This is a genomic window from Microcoleus sp. PH2017_28_MFU_U_A (assembly GCF_020738035.1).
In the GTDB taxonomy this organism is placed as follows: domain Bacteria; phylum Cyanobacteriota; class Cyanobacteriia; order Cyanobacteriales; family Microcoleaceae; genus Microcoleus.
In genome coordinates this window covers 71,754-89,057 of the sequence record NZ_JAEQCX010000045.1, presented here as the reverse complement: position 1 = coordinate 89,057, position 17,304 = coordinate 71,754, and the positions used below count along the sequence as shown (strand labels likewise).

Genomic DNA, 17,304 nt, shown 5'->3' with positions numbered 1-17,304 from the left:
AAAGTGGTTCAGAATGCCCAGTGAGTGTGTGAAGTTCCTCCAGTGAGTGTGTGAAGTTCCTTCCCTGTACTTACCTGCCAAATCTTGATAGTTTTATCAACACTACCACTAAAAAGCGTCTGTCCATCCGGGCTAATGCCTAAGAAGCTAACTTTTTGAGAATGTCCAATGAGACTGCGAAGTTCCTTCCCTGTACTTACCTGCCACATCTTGATAGTTGCATCCCAACAACCACTAAAAAGCGTCTGTCCATCCGGGCTAATGGCTAGAGAGCAAACTCGTTCAGAATGTCCAATGAGACTGCGAAGTTCCTTTCCTGTACTTACCTGGCAAATATTGATAGTTTCACGATCAAAAAAAACACTAAAAAGGGTCTGTCCATCCGGGCTGATGGGGAGGCTATTAACAAATGGAGAACGATCAATGAGAAGAGTGCGAAGTTCCTTCCCTGTACTTACCTGCCACATCTTGATAGTTTGATCAAAACTACCACTAAAAAGCGTCTGTCCATCCGGGCTGATGGCAAGGGAGCAAACTAGTTCAGAATGTCCAGTGAGAGTGCGAAGTTCCTCGCGTGTACTTACCTGCCACATCTTGATAGTTTTATCAAAACCACCACTAAAAAGCGTCTGTCCATCCGGGCTGATGGCAAGAGAGCAAACTCGTTCAGAATGTCCAGTGAGGGTATGTACACACCTCCATTTCTGAGCTTCTTTTTTCGGTTTTTCTAACGGCCCATAACTCCAAAAGCGATTTATTTCATTAGAGTCACTACTGCTAGAAATGCTGTTTGATTTTACTATCCTCTCAATTATATTCTTAGGGTCTTGAGAGAGATACTGTGCTACCATTAAAAAATCAAATCCTATGTCCTCGATCGCACTAGCAGCAGACCATTGAATTAAATCACTCGATCCCGATTCAGCTTTCTGACTCAGTAACTCCAATAATTCCTGACTTTCCTGGATTCTGGCTTTCGTCTCAGGATGAGTAATTTTGCCAAAAGCTTGAATAGTCAACGCTAAAAGTGTTTCTAATTTAATCGCTCTTAGGATATCAATAAAAGCGTCGAGCGGTGGTTCGGGACGAGTTGCCAATCTTTCAAATAATTCTATCTCATTTTCCGGGTTATTATTGCAAGCGCGGAAAGCATTAAGAATTTCAGCAGCCGTGTTGATGTTGTTGTAATCCATAAAATCCTGTTATTCGTAGAAATAAACAAAACGTTCGGATTCAAGAATATACCAATCCGAAATAATTGGTGAAATTGATGTAGGGGAAAACCCCCCGTGGTTGCCCTCTGTATTGGGGTAGGCACGCACCATCCACTACCCCTACCAATTTTTAACCAATCATTTCGGGGTAGGCACGGGGTACTACCCCTACCAATTGTTCACGAATCATTAACGAATAATTCCGATTTGCTTGAGCTTTTCGACCACTCCGATCACTTCATTTGCTGCGATCGCACTAGCCGATATCAGCTTAGCAGCCATTATACCAATCTCTCGCAGTTTTTTGCCAAGCTTTTTACGATGTTTTATATCATCTTTGTTTTGATCGATGGCATCATCTAAACCTTTAAGCGGATTCTTTAACGAATTTTTTGTTTGTTCCATCTCTCGATCGGCTTTTTCTCCCTCTTCGAGAGATTTTTCTAAATTGTGCTGTGTAGCCTCCATCTTCTGCTTAACTGCACCAATGTTTTCTTTACAAGCCCCGATATTAGTTTCGCGGGTAGCGATCGCATTTTCCAAATGCTTGATCACCTTACTATCAGCCACCCGATCGAAACCTTTACTTCTGGTAAAGGAAAGCAGAGTTTTTTGTACCTTAATCAAGTCTTCTTGATGGTCTTTTTGTTCCTCTCCGAGGGTTTCAACCTGCTTAGCATAGTCTTTAATTTCAGTTTCTAAAGCTTGACGGTCTTGATATTCTGCAACAGACATAGTATCTTCTCCTATGAAAGACTGATTTCAGTGAACATTTGCTGCAACTGATTTAAGGCAATACCCTTGACAAAATTCCGCATTACTAGGCAATCGTGAGCAGTTTCACTCAACTTTTTAGCTTCTAGACCGCTGACAAAATGCTTCTGGGCATTGCTAATTAACCCGATTAAATCTGTAAATTTATCCACGATAATTAGTTGATCGCGGTTCATTGACTCCACAACCTTGAGAGGCGAACAGCCGGCCTGATCCAGGTCAGCTAACAGACTAATATCAAAATTGAGTTCATCATAAACTTTGAGCAAACTTAAGTAGGACTGATTCAGCTTAACGCTTTGGTTTGCCAAGGTTTCGTAACTTAAAACTAAATTCTTAACCGTTAAATCCAAATTTATTGTCCTCCCGCTTGAAAATCTTGCTTTACTTTATCAAATTGCGCTGTCGATATCGCTCGATTTAAAACTTCAATCAGTTTAGAGCGCAATTTCTGGTAACTTTGTCCTAGCTTGGTGAGAGTGTCTTTGAGTGCTGGTTCCTCCTGTTTTTCGAGTAGGTCTTGTTCATAAACAATATTATCCCACTTCTCTTGCAGTTTTGCCGCTGCCTGTGGCTGACCCAAAGAATTCGCTAAGGCTGTCAATTGCCACTGGATAGTTTGCAGTTGGCGAGTGAGTTGCAGCCATTGCTGCTGGTACTTGTAGCGCGGAATCCGGCTGTTAGTCTCGTTGACAGCTTGGCGGCGTTGCTCGAATAAATCTAGTTTAGCATTGAGGTGCGATCGCAAATCTAACAACTCTCCCAAATTTAAATTAGCAACAGGCAGTAAATCATCTAAACTCAGAAGACTGCTAGGTTTAAACTCCCTCATCAGCGAAAGTTCACTCTCTGGGATAGAATCGATGTCAAGGCGCAATGTCCCCGATAGGGTATAAAAAACTTCAGCAGTTAACTCTTTCAGCAGTTGTTCTAACTCCTCACACTCTTGCTGAACAGGCTGCAATTTATGGCGAATTTCAGCAAAAGTTTTGTGGTATTCTGTAGAAAGGCGATCGCCTTCCTTAATTGCAGTATTCAAAACCGTCATTTGCCCCTGGCGATACCAACTTTTTTTCTGAATCAAAGCTGCAATCTTTTGGCTATCAATCGAAGTTTCCACCCCTAACTTTACCTTAGCACTATTTTCAAAAGGAATCTTTACAGGACGCGGACGATACCAACCTTCCATGTACAAGAAAGACTCACCAGGACTGATACGAGCAATTTCTTCAATTTGCGAGGAATCTAATAGCATAGCCTGTCCGATATCTTTGCGGTCATCAGCAGATACCAGACGGTGAGCAATTTTCACATTAGTATTTTTCACCACTTCCGCCGCTACCCCCGTCGGCAATTGATCGGCGATAATAATTCCTTCTCGCAGCGCCCGCATTTCTGCTAACATCCGAGTGATGTAATTAGCAGCTTCCTGTTTACTATTACCATCTTCGGAGGATGTCGCGCCCTGATTTCGCCCCACAATATTATGAGCTTCTTCCAACAAAATAATGTGTTCTGGAATGCCATTGCCTTCTGTCCGCTGCCGTTTCACATACTCCCTAATTTTTGTTAGCAGAAAGAACGTCATCAAATTAGCCTGATCTTGGTTGAGATAATCCAATTCTAAGATAGTTGGATATTTCAACAAATCATCAATAGTCGGGCTGCTGCGCTGCGTATTTAACATCGCCCCCACCCCTCGACGCAATAAACTACCAATGCGGACTTCCAAGGCTGTTTTTAAATTAGATTTAACCTCACCCGCATAGTCTTTGGTTTCAAATAAAGCCGTAATTTTATCATACAAATCCCGCATGGTAGGGATTTCTAAATTATCCGGTGTTCCTGCTTCACTGCCCGTCCATCCTCTGTCATAATAAATTTCTTCTAAAGCTTCGGAAAGCAAAGCCGGCAAGGGCCCAGACAGCGGCAAAGCACCGCGAAAGCTGGCTTCTAAGTTGCTAATATGTTCGTAGAAAGGCACACCAGTTGAAACTTCAAAGGGATTAAACCGAAACGGCGAAATTAGGTCATTTCCTAGGGTATAAACTCGCAATTCTTGGGTGAGAGTGCGGAGTTTTTGCAGTTGTTCTGGGGGAAAGCAGTTGCTGTTAGGTTGGATGGCTAATAGGGAACGATATTCAGTTTTGGCGGGTTCAAAGACTAGAAATGGTATATCGTAACACCACAATTGCGTCAGTAAATTAAATGCTGTAGTTGTCTTGCCACTACCGGGAACACCGCAGATGAAAGCGTGTTTGTTGAGTTGTTTTAGGGCAATTTGAATGATGTTTTCTGGGCGCGTGGTTTCGTAGCCACCAAAGTCAATGCATGGTTCGTCACCTAAACTTGTGATATCATTTTCTTGGCTAATTCCCTTAACTGGGGCATCGCTGGGAACGACAATGCGAAATAAGCCGCTAATTTCATTCAGCGTAGCGTAGCGGTGTAAGGGTTTTAAATCAGTGATTTTCACATTACCGGTGCCAGCCACTAAATCATTACCAAAATAGGCGTCTCCTAGTTCTTTATCCCATTTTTCCCAATAGGTAAAAGTTGAAATTTTTCCCTGTTGCGTAGCTGCAAGACTAGCGGGAAAAGCGGAAGAGTTTTGAGTGAGTACAAGAGTGCGATAACGACTTTTTTTAGTACCACTCAGCAGCAGTGTTCCTAGGATACTGCGGACAGCTAGTTCATCGGTTCCCAGAACTTTTATGCTGTAGCGATAGAGGCTTTCTGTTAAGTAAGTCGATTGATATTTATCGTAGATACGAGAAACTAATTGAGCATTTCTGTCTTCATTTTTGGACAAACCGAAGGTGGAACCGCTGTTAGATTTCCTTAATGTGGATAGCATTTGGTCAAGGGCGTTAATCCAGCTAGATTTTTCTTGCAGAGATGTGGTGTCAGGTTCCAGGGTAATTTCTAGCAGGAGAGGGCTATTGAAACTGGCAATAGTCTCACAAACAACCAACATATCATTAGTTTCATCTGCTTCAAATTGCAGCGGGACATAGTAAGCATCTTTGAAAACCTTTTTTTTGTTGCTTCCACTACCAGCTTCGGTGGTGTAATTAGTATTCGTGCAAACTATTTCCTCATATTTGATTGTTTCACCGATGAATTTTACCCAGTTCAAATTTTGAATTTTATCCACTTCCGCTTTTGGCGCTAACTGTATTTGATAAAATTCCTTAAGAAATCCTTGGGTGACAATCTTTTCAATATCTGTGGCGACGCGGGTATCGGATGAATTTGTTCCCGGTTGACTGACTGCCAAATATATGCGTAAACGCTTGTCAAAAGGCAAACCGGGTGCATAGCGATAGCGCAGGGAAAAGGTGAGGTTATAAATTATACTCAAGTCGCTGAGTAATAGCAGAAAGTCTTTCTGTCTACTCAGGACTTTTTGTCTGGTTCCTTGACCGTAAAGGGAGAGGTATTTTTGAGATTTTAGGTCTGGGAGGTGAGGGATTTTGAAGATTAATGGGAACATATTGTGCCACTAAAAGGACTATTTAATCAAGGGGCGTAACAGTTGACTAACTTCATCTTGTTTTTCGTATAAATGCCTAATTTCTGAGTCTATCGTTTCACATTTAACACGAGCAGTTATCACAGTCTTCTCTAAAAGTCTAGTTGGAATAGAGAACAAATATCCGGTCAACATAATAGAAACAATGAACCCTACGAACGCAAAAATTGCAAAAATCCATCCTGCTCCTGCTGCTGCTATGGCATGAACTATTGAATAAATCCATCCTGCTCCTGCTGCTGCTATGACGACATGAACTATAGAATAATATATAAAGTACCAAACAATACATTTTAATATCCATTTTAAGACGGAACTATTCTCTTGTTCATACCGTGAATTTTGTAAATCTTTGGACAACTTAGATTCTTCTGATTTAGCAGACGAGCGTTGAGTTTCCAGAGGGCTAATTTGCGATCGCCAGTAGGAATTCCATTCTTTGTCCATTTTCCGTAATTGATCTATCAAACACTGATCGTACTGCGAAAATAATTGATGATAATCAGTCTCGTTGCTTTCAAAAGTCAAGTTTGGTAAAGAGGCCAAGCTGGGATTCGCAAAAAATCTATTATACCATTCGGTATTGAATGAACGAACTTGGTTGAAGACAGCTTCTATTTGATTTTTGAGTGCGATGGATTTCTGCTTGCGTTCTTCAAATCTTTGTTTCCTTTCTGCCAATTTCTGCTGGTTTTGCTGTTCTAATTTTTGTCGCTTGTCTAAATCATTTAAAGCTTGCTTCCACCATTCTCGACAATCTTGCTTGACTTTTTTTCTAGTCAAATTGTTTGCTAAAAAATCAAATTTTTGTGCTATCAAATCTAGTTGATTGTAAGACAAAGAATCGAATTCATAACATTGGATTAATTCCTGAAGACCTGAACTATCCTTTTTTCCTGATGTAACCCATTGCAATTTATACCAGTCTTGAGAAAATATAAATACAGCAATTGCTAGGGTAGGTTGGGATTGTTTTAGTTGTTCAATAAAAGTAGTCCCAAATTGGGAGATGATTTGGGCTGCTGATTTTCTAGTTGACAAATTGTTACTCTGAAGACAATGTAATTGGTTCTCAATTAAAATATTTAATTCATCAGGATTTACTTTACTCTCTAACTTTTGCTTTGCCATGTTTTGAGCGCTGCCCTCAAATACTTCATTTTCGTCAATAGCAGAAGCTTTATCTCCCATAGACTCGGCTCGTTGCAGTGCAGCGTTAACATTTTTGATGGCTCTTAAACCAAGAAAACTCATAACTACCTGACAGGTTCGATCTATTGGTGAGCCTTCTGCATATTTACAATTTGAAGAAATTGATTTGAGTCGCTCTAATCCTCCATAAATCCAAAAAATTACAAACTCATCATAATAATCATCGCTATTCACAAGATTCGAGTCGGAAAACCTTCTGATTTTAGACTGCACTATCTTCTCAGCAATCTTCCGAGGTTCCTCACTCAGATGTTGCGAAACTGTAATAAAATCAAACCCCACAGTTTCAATAGTCGTCGCCGCCGCCCATCGAATCAAATCTGTTGCGCCCGACTGAGCCTGCTGACTCAGTACGCTCAGTAACTCACTACTTTCTTTCAGCCGTGCTTTAATGTCACCATCCGTAATCTTGCCAAATGCTAGAATCGTCAGCGCCACAATCTCTTCTAACTTAACCCCTTCTAATATCTGGAGAAAAGCATCAATAGGTGGATCGGAGCGAGTTGCCAAACATTCAAATAACTCAATCTTCTCGCCCGGATTGTTGCAAGCACGGAAGGCTTCTATGATTTCAGCAGGGGTGTTTAGGTTTATGCAGTTCATAACTAATTTAACTCAGAGCTAAAATTTACTGAATCTGATTGAGAAAGCGGGTTTTTTCACGCAATCTAGGCGGGAGCATCTCAGTTTTACACATACAGGTTGGAGTACACCTCAGAAACCCGGAAGGGCGGGCATGGGGGTACTGCCTCTACGTAAAAAGGGCGATCGCCCAAAATTAAATCTTGACTAAAAATTTAGCATATTCCTCAGTCGATCGCCATAGAATTATGATTTAATTTTCACTACATACTTGTATGGACACTGCCGTGACATATCCCTACAGTTATGATATAATCACAATCCCTACAAATTGTTAACAATTTACACAAAAATGCCAGATTGAGATAAGATTGTCATAGGAAAATCGCACAATCATAACCCGATTAAATCCTAGCAAAATCAGCCATGTCTGAGCAGATAATTCTTGACCCCAGTCAATACCCCGATACGACACAACTCGTACAAGAAGACGATACTCCCTTGGATAGTTTCATTAACGAAAAACAACAGCGACTGCTTACGGAAGTTCTCTCTGGATATGAGTTAAATGATGGTATTCCTTTCATTGTCGCAGCCAATGTGGGTATCTTCCGTACAGTTCGGCATCCGGCGATTGTTCCTGATATATTCCTCAGTTTAAATGTGACTGTTGCGGATAGTTGGGATCGGCGAGATGTTCGTTCCTATTTACTCTGGGAATTTGGCAAGCCTCCAGAAATTGCGATCGAAATTGTTTCTCCGACTCCGGGGAATGAATTGGGTAGCAAATTTACTGATTATGCCCTGATGGGTGTAATGTATTATGTTGTTTACGATCCTCTGGGTGAATTGAGCGATCGCCCTTTACAGATTTTTCAATTACAAGGGGGGCGCTATGTGCCGAAAACCGATACTTGGTTTCCCTTAGTTGATTTAGGTTTAACCCTCTGGCCTGGTGTCTTTGAAAGCGTCAATGATACTTGGTTAAGATGGTGCGATGCTGAGGGTAATGTTATTCCTAATGTCGAGGAATTAGCCGCCCGACTCTCTCAAACTCAGTCACAGTTAACTGAATCTCAATTACAGTTAACTGCATCTCAAAATCAGACCAAACAAGCTTTATTGCAAGGCATTCAGTTAGGTTTACAGCTTAAGTTTGGAAGTTCCGGGTTAGAGATTTTGGACGAAATTTCTGCCATTGACGATCTAAATTTGCTGCAAACTATAACTTCTAGCTTGTTAACAGTTGAGGGTTTACAAGACTTACGACAAATTTATTTGTCATAACTTACTCAAAACATCTCGTGAAAGATCCTGATTCACGACTTATGCAGTAAACCTTAAGAAACTGGGTTTTTATACCGGAAACGATCGCAATAACGATACTTTTTCCTAGAAAAACTCAGTTTCTGCGTGATTGGGTTGAAAACTCCAAAAGCTCGATTCACCGGATAGCTACGCCGCGCATACTATTGAGGATTCCCGCCAACTTCCTCTAAAAACCAGTTACCTACTTCTGTATTGTCCGTCTGGCGACTGCGATGCAAACCTTCCTCTAACAAAGTAACTTTTAACCCTGGGAAAATTTGAGATTCTGTCAGACGTTCGCTTCCCCGGTTAGCAATTATCTTAAAAGCAATAACTTGGGCTTTTTGTACGTCTACTACCCAATATTCAGACACTCCTAATTCTTCATAAATCATTCTTTTTGTACCCAAATCGTCAACGAGAGAAGTGTCGGCAATTTCGATCGCCAAATCAGGGGCCGCTGCGCTCTCCAAATTCACTACAGAACTACCGCGAGGCGCCGTTTGCACCCTCTCTCCGATGTAGTAACAAGCATCAGGTTGAGCACCTCTGACACCCGTTTTGGCATAGCTACAATTGACCAGCAGTCTCATTTTGATACCTTTGGCAAGGCCAAATAAATTGATTAAGATGACAATAATTCCGTTGTCATCAGCACGATCTGGCCCGACTGCTGCCATTTCAATCCTCAACTGTCCGTTATAGTAATAGCATTTTGCGCGATCGTACTCCGGCTGTTTAATGATTTCTATATATTCATCCCAAGTCGCTGTCACCCAGGTATCCGTTAGCAGTTGGGTTTGGAGTTGACTCATAATTACATCACCGAAAAAAATCTTTGACTTTTGAGGAAAGATTTCTGAGTAGGGGCGATCGCATTTTAGCTTGATTCTTTAGTCCGCGGAGGCGGACATCGTTTGTATAGACGCGGTTTCAACCGCCGATCGCACTTTAATCATTCAACAGCAGTAAGGTGCACCGCAGCACACCCTACAAACCATTAACCTAGGACTCTTCTGTCGCTTCCTCAGATAGCGCTTCTTCGATCGATTCCTCACCCGAAGCCGGCACCAAAGCCACAGCTACGATCGAATCATCCTCATCCAAGCGCTGCACCCGCACGCCCGTTGCAGTCCGGGATTGCGTGGAAATTGCACTCACAGCTTGACGGATAATAATACCTCGGTTGGTAATAATCATCAATTCGTCATCTTCGTTGACAATTCGCAGCGCAGCTACCTGATCCTTGCCCTTTTTCGACTTGAATTTGGTAGCAGTTAATCCCTTGCCTGCCCGTCTTTGTAGGCGGAATTGAGAAACAGGAACTCGCTTACCGTAGCCGTTAGTTGTGATTACCAACACCGAAGGAACTTCGCTATTAACTGTGGGAATTTCTTCGGCATCTTCGCCTTCAATTTCCTCAGCTTCCAGTTCTAATTCTTCGTCTTCCAATTCCACATCGCCCGTTTCCAATTCAGCAATTTCTACTCCTTCAAATTCCGAGTCGCCCGTTTCTAACGGAGCAATATCTGTTCCTTCCAATTCTGAATCTTCTGTGTCAGCAATTTCGGCAACAATGGAACTTGGCAAGATGTCCATGCTGATCAACTCATCGCCCGATCGCAATTTCATTGATTTCACACCCCGAGTCGCGCGGCCAACCGGGCGCAACTGCTCGTGATTGGTGCGGAAGTGAATCGCCATACCTTGGCGCGTACCGATGATAATGCTGTCACCAACTTTTGCTCTCCGCACCCACCGCAATTGGTCGCCTTCTTCTAGAGAAATCGCGATTAACCCATTAGTACGGATGTTCGCAAAAGCTGAAAGTGAAGTTTTCTTGATGTAGCCACCGCGAGTTAGCATCACCAAGTATTCTTCGCTGGTGAATTCTGTAACTGACACCATAGAAGTGATTTTTTCTTCTATAGGAATCGGCAACAGTTGCACCACGGGAGTGCCGCGCGCCGTCCGGGAACAGACGGGAATTTGATAAGCTTTGAGAGAGTAAACTACGCCTCTGTCGCTAAAGAACAAAACGCTGTCGTGATCGCAACAGGAAAGGAAATGTTCTACTCCGTCATCTTCCTTCATTTTCGCGCCTGCTTTGCCACGAGTAGCGCGACTTTGGGCCTCGAAAGTGCTGACAGGCATCCGCTTGATGTAGCCTTGCTCTGTGATCAGAATAATTGCTTGTTCGTTGGCAATTAAATCTCTTTCATCTATTTCTCCTTCGGCGTGTTCGATGACGCTGCGTCTGGGAGTGGCGATTTTAGTTTGAATTTCGACTGCTTCAACTTCAGCGATTTCTAAGATCCGTTCCCGGCGCGCCAAGATATCTTCCAAATCGGTGATTTTTATTCGCAGTTCTTCGTGTTCTTGCTGAATCTTTTGTGCTTCCAATGCTGTCAAACGCCGAAGCTGCATTTGCAGAATTGCGTCGGATTGCTGTTCGGAAAGACCGTAATTCTCGATCAATTCTTGTTTGGCAGCGGCGGAGTCGGCAGCGGCACGAATTAGGTGAATAATGGCATCTAAATTGTCTAGGGCAATTAATAAGCCTTGCAGGAGATGGTCGCGTTCTTCTGCTTTGCGGAGTTCGTATTGAGTCCGGCGAGTAATTGTCTCAATGCGGAAGTCTAGGAAGACATTGAGGAATTGTGAGAGCGTCAGTAGTTGGGGTTCCCCGTTTACTAGCGCTAACATATTGGCTCCAAAATTTGATTGGAGCGGTGTTTGTTTGTAGAGGTTGTTGAGGACGACGCGGGGATAGGCGTCGCGTTTGAGTTCGATCACGATCCGCATTCCGTCTCTATCGCTTTCGTCGCGAATGTCGGAAATCCCATCTAATCTTTTGTCGTTTACCAGTTCGGCAATTTTCTCAATTAACGCTGCCTTGTTTGTTTGGTAAGGCAATTCGGTGATAATAATTGCTTCTTTGTCGGGGCGGCCGGCGTGTTCGATGGTTTCAATGCCGGCGACTCCGCGCATTGTAATCGAGCCGCGCCCGGTGGTGTAAGCATCGCGAATGCCGCCTCTGCCGAGAATTTGCCCGCCGGTGGGAAAGTCCGGGCCGGGAATGTACTGCATCAATTCCAGGTCAGTAAGGCCTGGATTGTGGATTAGCGCTACCAAACCGTCAATTATTTCGCCCAAGTTGTGCGGCGGAATGTTGGTGGCCATCCCTACGGCGATCCCGGAGGAACCGTTGAGCAAAATTTGGGGGATGCGTGCGGGGAGTACGAGGGGTTCTTGTTGGGAACCGTCGAAGTTGTCGCCGAAATCAACTGTTTCGCAGTCGATGTCGCGCAGCATGGAGTCGCTCGTCAGGGCTGTGAGGCGACATTCGGTGTACCGCATGGCAGCGGGCGGGTCGTTGTCAACGGAGCCGAAGTTGCCGTGGCCGTTGATCAGGCGTTCGCGCATGGAGAAATCTTGAGCCATCCGCACCAGGGCGTCGTAAACTGCTGTATCTCCGTGCGGGTGATACTTGCCCAGCACCTCCCCGACGACGCGGGCGCATTTGCGGAATGGTCGATCGGGAGTCAAGCCCAATTCGTTCATGGCGTAGAGAATGCGTCGGTGAACGGGCTTGAGACCGTCCCTAGCATCTGGTAGCGCCCGACCGACTATTACGCTCATGGCGTATTCCAAGTACGATCGGGACATCTCACCCCCCAGATCCGTCGGGATTATCCGCGACTCAGAGATACTCATAGGTTGAAAAACTCCGCTAAAACTTTAAATTTGACCGCTATAAATCCCCAAAATGCGATAAAATCGATTTGGATTCAGTTGAGCTGCCAAATATTGCAAATTACTCCTAAAATTATATCACAATTTGCCCTTAACTTTATGGGAAAGTTGCCAGAAAAATTAAGGGACGAAACAAGGGAAATTTGTAAATTGACAGTTGGTGATTTAGTCATCAATTGGCAAAATCTAAAAAGGTTTTTTTAGGCGGTCTGGTTTCATGCTTTGGTGAGTTTTTTTGAGGGCTATATAAAAAATTAAAATGGTGGCCCGATCGCAATTTTAATTTCACAAAACCGAAGGCCTTCTTAAAGCAAACTAAAAATCTAAAATCTAAAATCTAAAATCTAAAATCTAAAATCTGCTGATGCTACCCGTCATCTATTCCGAAGATTTTTTGCTGCACAAGACTGGAATGCTTCACCCAGAGCGACCAGAACGTTTGACGGCGATCGTCAATGCTCTGAAAGCTGCTCCCTGGGCCGATCGCATTGAGTGGCAACTCCCCACCCCAGTGGCGCAGCGCGAACCAGAACTGCTCTCGGCGATCAAAAAAGTTCACGCGCCAAGATACATCAAAGAAGTCGAACATTTGGCTCATCGTGGAGGTGGCTACCTCGACGGTGACACGCCGATTTCTGCTGAAAGTTACGACGTAGCGCTGCTGGCGGCGAGTGCTTGGCTCGATGGGGTCGATCGAGTTTTAGCAACCAACGAACCGGCTTTTACGATCGCCAGACCGCCGGGACACCACGCCGAAAACAGCCGTGCGATGGGATTTTGCTTGTTTTCCAACGCTGCGATCGCAGCTCGCTATGCCTTGGAACAGCCGGGAATCAACCGCGTCGCCATCCTAGACTGGGACGTGCACCACGGCAACGGCACTCAATCTTTGGTGGAAAACAGCAGGCAAATCGCCTACTGTTCCCTGCACCAATCTCCCTGCTATCCAGGAACCGGAGATGCTGACGAGCAAGGTGCTTACAACAATGTGCTGAATATTCCCCTGTATCCGGGTGGCGGCATAGCTGAATACCTGAGCGCCTTTGAATCTCTTGTCGTACCGTTTTTGTCAAATTTTGAACCAGATTTGTTGATTGTCAGCGCCGGTTACGACGCAATAGCCTCGGATCCGCTGGCCAGCATGAATCTGGCGCCGTCAGATTTCGGTACTTTCACGGGATATTGCCTACAAATCACTCGCCGCATAGCCTTCGGTTTGGAGGGCGGTTACGCGCTGCAAGAGTTGGCCGAGTCGGTTGTAGCGACTATTGACCGGTGCCTCAATTAGCTGCAAAATTGGCAGACGGGATTAGGAGGTTGAGAAGGGATTAGGAGGGGATTGACAGCAATGGCGGGCGATCGTCCAAGCTCAGATTTGTCGATCGCCCGATCGGCCTTCTCTCCTCGAACCTCTCCCCTCTGCCTTCTGCCCTCGATCAACTGTCAACTGTCAACTGTCAACTGTCAACTGTCAACATCTGTGACAAGCATCACGAATTTAAAAGATCCGAGTCACTGAGCGTCTAAGTCTCAGTCACAAATTTTTAGCCTAAAAATCACACCGTGTCAATGTTTTCGATCGCAGGAATCGGCGATCGGACAGAGCATAATAGGACTACGATCAGCCTGTAATATTTTAATATCTCTCAATCAACTAGGAGGTTTATCATGTCCGTTTCCCAAATGACACTCGAAGAATTATTTGGTCAGGTCATGTTCTCTAGTGTCGTGACTCGCCACGACCGGAGACAGCTAAGATCCGCACTCTTAGAAAGAACCCTGAATGAAGATGAGTATGCCATCATCAACCGACTGCTGTACAATGTGCGTCGCGGTTGGGTGAAAATTGTCGATTAAAGACCCAGCACCCAACCCCCGAGCGAGAAAGAAGTTCATAGCCTTTTCAATTTTCGCTTAAAGAATTGGTAATGACTGATGATTATCGGGGTATAGAACATGGGCCTACAGTTACATTCTTTTGCAAACTGGATAAAATTAGAACTTGCCACTTAGGGAAGTTTTCCGTGTTTTTAAGCGACAGTTTAATGTTTGGAGAGCGGTGTTAATGATTCTAATTGCGATCGACATCCGCCTAGAAGTAGAGATATTTATAAAATAACAGGTTTCGGGTGCATCTCTACTTGTTTAAAAAATGTGAGTTTTGAGTTGCTAACTTCCAAGTTAGAATTAACTCAAAACTCATACTTGTTTGGAGGTAACAGAAGAAGGAAGAAGGAAGAAGGAAGAAGGAAGAAGGAAGAAAGAAGAGGGTAGAAGGTAGAAGGAAGAAGGAAGAAGGAAGAAAGAAGAGGGTAGAAGGTAGAAGCAATCGAACGTAAGGTTTTCAGTCATTAAGAATATCTGAACCGTCGAGCGCGGTTGCTAGAAAATTTTATATTTGAGATTAGGAAAGAGTGAGGGCGATCGGGATTAGGAAGCGCTATCAAGTGCAAAAATTTTAAACCGTTATCAAAAATCAAAACAATCAGCAGTTTCGCGTTGAGTCGGAATGTGCGATCGCCACAAGCACAGGAAGTCGGAACGTGCGATCGCCCATTCCGGCAAATTAAGCCCAGAAGTGTCAAAATATTAACAACCAGTTCATCCTTAAAATATATGGCTCCCGCCGTTTTAATTGAAAATCTTCAGAAACGCTACGGCACTGTAGAAGCCGTTAAAGATGTTTCCTTCAAGGTAGAACCGGGGGAAATATTTGGTTTGCTAGGCCCCAACGGTGCAGGCAAAACCACAACCCTGCGGGTACTTTGTACCTTGAGTGCGCCTGATAGCGGACGTATTGAAGTGTCAGGCATTTCAGCAGTCAGCCAGCCGAGAATGGCCAGACAGAAACTCGGCTACGTCGCCCAAGAAGTCGCTCTCGATAAGGTGTTGACAGGGCGCGAACTCCTGCAATTGCAAGCGGCGCTTTACCATTTGCCGCGCAAGACTATTAAAGGGCGGATTGACAAAATGGTGAAACTCCTCGGTTTGGAGGAGTGGGAAAATAAAAAAACGGGCACCTATTCCGGCGGTATCCGCAAGCGCCTGGATTTGGCCGCTGGATTGCTGCACCAGCCGGATGTTTTGGTGTTAGATGAACCGACTGTCGGGCTAGATATTGAAAGCCGGGTGGTGGTTTGGGATTTTCTGCGCCGCTTGCGGGATGAGGGTACGACGGTGTTGATTACCAGCCATTATCTCGAAGAAGTGGATGCTTTAGCCGATCGCGTGGCGATTATTGACAAGGGTACGGTGATTGCACAGGGGACGCCGGAGGAGTTGAAAAATCGCGTTGGGGGCGATCGGGTGACTCTGCGGATTCGGGAGTTTTCGCCACTGGAAGAAGCCGAAAAAGCCCAAGCTTTAATGGAATCTCTGCCTTTCGTCCAAGAAGTAATTATCAACAGCGCCCAAGGAAATTCTCTAAATTTGGTAGTAACACCGCACAGCGACGCGCTGGTGACAATTCAGCAAGCCTTGAAAGATGCGGGACTTCCTACTTTTGGGATTGCTCAATCTCGTCCGAGTTTGGATGATGTGTATTTGGCGGCGACTGGTAAAACGCTGTTGGATGCGGAGTTGGCTGCTGCTAGCAATCGGGATTTGAAGGCTGAACAAAAACAGGCAATGCGATCGTAGTTTAGTTTAGGTGGTTATTATGGGTGCGGGGTCAGAAACCCGGTTTCTCAGGAAAATCTGGTTGGGTGACGAGAAATCTGTAAAGAAACCGGGTTTCTTTGGCCTTAGTCCTATTTAAGATGATTCGACGGTTGAATACGATAGTAATTTTGGGAGATATTAATAGATGAATCTTGTTTTAGAAGTTGAAGCACCTCCTTTCCGAGAAGATGCAACAGGTGCTATTCGGGTGGGAAACTCAAGAGTTTTGCTGGAATTGGTGATTCGAGCTTTTCAAGATGGTGCATCGCCGGAATCCATTGTGCAGCGTTATTCTACTGTGTCATTGTCTGATGTCTATAGTGCGATCGGCTATTATCTCCGACACCAGGAAGTAGTGGAAGCTTATCTCAATTATCGCGAGAAATTAGCAGATTCCGTTCATCAGCGTTTGTTGGGCATTCAACCCGATTTGACTGTTGTGCGATCGCGTTTGTTAGCCCAAAAAAATCTTGAGGGTTAACTATTTTGTAAGGTGCGTCGCTGTGAGATTGTCGATCTTTTTGAGGATTTTTGATGGCGACGCACCCTACAGCTACTGTCAACTGTCAACTGTCAACTGTCAACTGCTATACATCCAATACTTGCTCTGCTGTCAGCGCTAATTCTGGGAAAGTTCGGGAAATAATTCGCTCATTTCCTCGAAAAGCCGTCATTTGATAAACCCCATTTTCATCAAGCAAGTAAACAAAAACTGTAGGAACTTTCGGATTACCTAAATAATCGCGACTTCCCAAAGCTAAATAATCGACAATCCAGTATTCCGAAATTCCCAGACGCTGATATTCATCCAGCTTATCGATATAATCATCTTCCCAATTGGTCGATACAACTTCTACAACTAATTGCAGCGGTTCAGTTATGGCTGAGTAGGCAAAAGGCTGTGATTCCCAGAGAGTTTTATTTATTACACTAACATCAGGATGGCGACCTTGTTCTCTACCATTTGAGGTTAAAGTCCTCACCATGAATCTGCCAGATACCCAGTAGTTGAGCTTGAGTCTTTTCACCTCGTCTTTGAAACTATCTGAAAGAAATTCAGCCAGGGTCTCGTGCAATCTTATTGGTAATATTCTCACAATTTCTCCATTCACAAGTTCATAGCGGCCGTCTTCGTCGGGAAGTTGTTTGACAAATTGCTCAAAAGTGAGGTTCTGCTTAAGTTGGGTAGGAGTTGCGGTCATGGTTGATTCTCATTTAGCTATATTTTTAAGACTATCCAGCAACTATTTTAACATACTGTTT

Annotated in this window: 13 protein-coding genes; 5 read left to right on the top strand and 8 right to left on the bottom strand. The window is 44.1% G+C overall.

From position 1 onward, the window contains the following. Window positions 1–8: 8 nt before the first annotated feature. From JGK14_RS11065 to JGK14_RS11045, 5 genes are all read right to left on the bottom strand, one after another. Complete coding sequence (locus tag JGK14_RS11065) at window positions 9–1,193, bottom strand: WD40 repeat domain-containing protein (protein ID WP_325315056.1); 1,185 nt, start codon at window positions 1,191–1,193, stop codon at window positions 9–11. Between the two features lie 210 nt (window positions 1,194–1,403). Then, window positions 1,404–1,949 carry a hypothetical protein gene (locus JGK14_RS11060; RefSeq protein WP_293212591.1) on the bottom strand — a complete coding sequence of 182 codons (546 nt, stop codon included), beginning with the start codon at window positions 1,947–1,949 and terminating at the stop codon, window positions 1,404–1,406. Window positions 1,950–1,960: 11 nt separating this feature from the next. Beyond that, a complete protein-coding gene (locus JGK14_RS11055; protein ID WP_293212593.1) occupies window positions 1,961–2,341 on the bottom strand; it encodes a hypothetical protein in 381 nt (126 codons plus the stop codon). Between the two features lie 2 nt (window positions 2,342–2,343). Then, window positions 2,344–5,484 carry an ATP-binding protein gene (locus JGK14_RS11050; protein ID WP_293219201.1) on the bottom strand — a complete coding sequence of 1,047 codons (3,141 nt, stop codon included), beginning with the start codon at window positions 5,482–5,484 and terminating at the stop codon, window positions 2,344–2,346. An 18-nt stretch (window positions 5,485–5,502) separates the two neighbouring features. After that, complete coding sequence (locus JGK14_RS11045; RefSeq protein WP_293236505.1) at window positions 5,503–7,173, bottom strand: hypothetical protein; 1,671 nt, start codon at window positions 7,171–7,173, stop codon at window positions 5,503–5,505. A gap of 570 nt (window positions 7,174–7,743) precedes the next feature. Here JGK14_RS11045 and JGK14_RS11040 point away from each other — a divergent pair. Continuing rightward, window positions 7,744–8,604 carry a Uma2 family endonuclease gene (locus tag JGK14_RS11040; RefSeq protein WP_293219205.1) on the top strand — a complete coding sequence of 287 codons (861 nt, stop codon included), beginning with the start codon at window positions 7,744–7,746 and terminating at the stop codon, window positions 8,602–8,604. Window positions 8,605–8,786: 182 nt separating this feature from the next. Here JGK14_RS11040 and JGK14_RS11035 read toward each other — a convergent pair whose 3' ends face one another. After that, on the bottom strand, window positions 8,787–9,440 hold the full coding sequence (locus JGK14_RS11035) for a Uma2 family endonuclease (protein ID WP_293212601.1): 654 nt from the start codon (window positions 9,438–9,440) through the stop codon (window positions 8,787–8,789). A gap of 190 nt (window positions 9,441–9,630) precedes the next feature. Further along, window positions 9,631–12,342: a DNA gyrase subunit A gene (gene gyrA, locus JGK14_RS11030; RefSeq protein WP_293206594.1), complete on the bottom strand. Its 2,712-nt coding sequence runs from the start codon at window positions 12,340–12,342 to the stop codon at window positions 9,631–9,633. A 403-nt stretch (window positions 12,343–12,745) separates the two neighbouring features. Here gyrA and JGK14_RS11025 point away from each other — a divergent pair, with 403 nt between their 5' ends. From JGK14_RS11025 to JGK14_RS11010, 4 genes are all read left to right on the top strand, one after another. Further along, on the top strand, window positions 12,746–13,669 hold the full coding sequence (locus JGK14_RS11025; RefSeq protein WP_293179726.1) for a histone deacetylase family protein: 924 nt from the start codon (window positions 12,746–12,748) through the stop codon (window positions 13,667–13,669). A 380-nt stretch (window positions 13,670–14,049) separates the two neighbouring features. Then, window positions 14,050–14,238: a hypothetical protein gene (locus tag JGK14_RS11020; RefSeq protein ID WP_015175516.1), complete on the top strand. Its 189-nt coding sequence runs from the start codon at window positions 14,050–14,052 to the stop codon at window positions 14,236–14,238. Window positions 14,239–14,997: 759 nt separating this feature from the next. Further along, a complete protein-coding gene (locus tag JGK14_RS11015) occupies window positions 14,998–16,020 on the top strand; it encodes an ABC transporter ATP-binding protein (protein WP_325315062.1) in 1,023 nt (340 codons plus the stop codon). A 166-nt stretch (window positions 16,021–16,186) separates the two neighbouring features. Continuing rightward, window positions 16,187–16,522, top strand: coding sequence for a DUF433 domain-containing protein (locus JGK14_RS11010; RefSeq protein WP_293193185.1), 336 nt, complete (start codon window positions 16,187–16,189; stop codon window positions 16,520–16,522). Between the two features lie 106 nt (window positions 16,523–16,628). Here JGK14_RS11010 and JGK14_RS11005 read toward each other — a convergent pair whose 3' ends face one another. Then, window positions 16,629–17,243, bottom strand: coding sequence for a Uma2 family endonuclease (locus JGK14_RS11005; protein ID WP_325315055.1), 615 nt, complete (start codon window positions 17,241–17,243; stop codon window positions 16,629–16,631). Window positions 17,244–17,304 lie beyond the last annotated feature (61 nt).

Excerpts from the sequence above, each read along its gene's own strand:
- JGK14_RS11065 (WP_325315056.1), bottom strand. The coding sequence starts at position 1,193 with ATGGATTACAACAACATCAACACGGCTGCTGAAATTCTTAATGCTTTC.
- JGK14_RS11060 (WP_293212591.1), bottom strand. The coding sequence starts at position 1,949 with ATGTCTGTTGCAGAATATCAAGACCGTCAAGCTTTAGAAACTGAAATT.
- JGK14_RS11050 (WP_293219201.1), bottom strand. The coding sequence starts at position 5,484 with ATGTTCCCATTAATCTTCAAAATCCCTCACCTCCCAGACCTAAAATCT.
- JGK14_RS11040 (WP_293219205.1), top strand. The coding sequence starts at position 7,744 with ATGTCTGAGCAGATAATTCTTGACCCCAGTCAATACCCCGATACGACA.
- JGK14_RS11035 (WP_293212601.1), bottom strand. The coding sequence starts at position 9,440 with ATGAGTCAACTCCAAACCCAACTGCTAACGGATACCTGGGTGACAGCG.
- gyrA (WP_293206594.1), bottom strand. The coding sequence starts at position 12,342 with ATGAGTATCTCTGAGTCGCGGATAATCCCGACGGATCTGGGGGGTGAG.
- JGK14_RS11025 (WP_293179726.1), top strand. The coding sequence starts at position 12,746 with ATGCTACCCGTCATCTATTCCGAAGATTTTTTGCTGCACAAGACTGGA.
- JGK14_RS11020 (WP_015175516.1), top strand. The coding sequence starts at position 14,050 with ATGTCCGTTTCCCAAATGACACTCGAAGAATTATTTGGTCAGGTCATG.
- JGK14_RS11015 (WP_325315062.1), top strand. The coding sequence starts at position 14,998 with ATGGCTCCCGCCGTTTTAATTGAAAATCTTCAGAAACGCTACGGCACT.
- JGK14_RS11010 (WP_293193185.1), top strand. The coding sequence starts at position 16,187 with ATGAATCTTGTTTTAGAAGTTGAAGCACCTCCTTTCCGAGAAGATGCA.
- JGK14_RS11005 (WP_325315055.1), bottom strand. The coding sequence starts at position 17,243 with ATGACCGCAACTCCTACCCAACTTAAGCAGAACCTCACTTTTGAGCAA.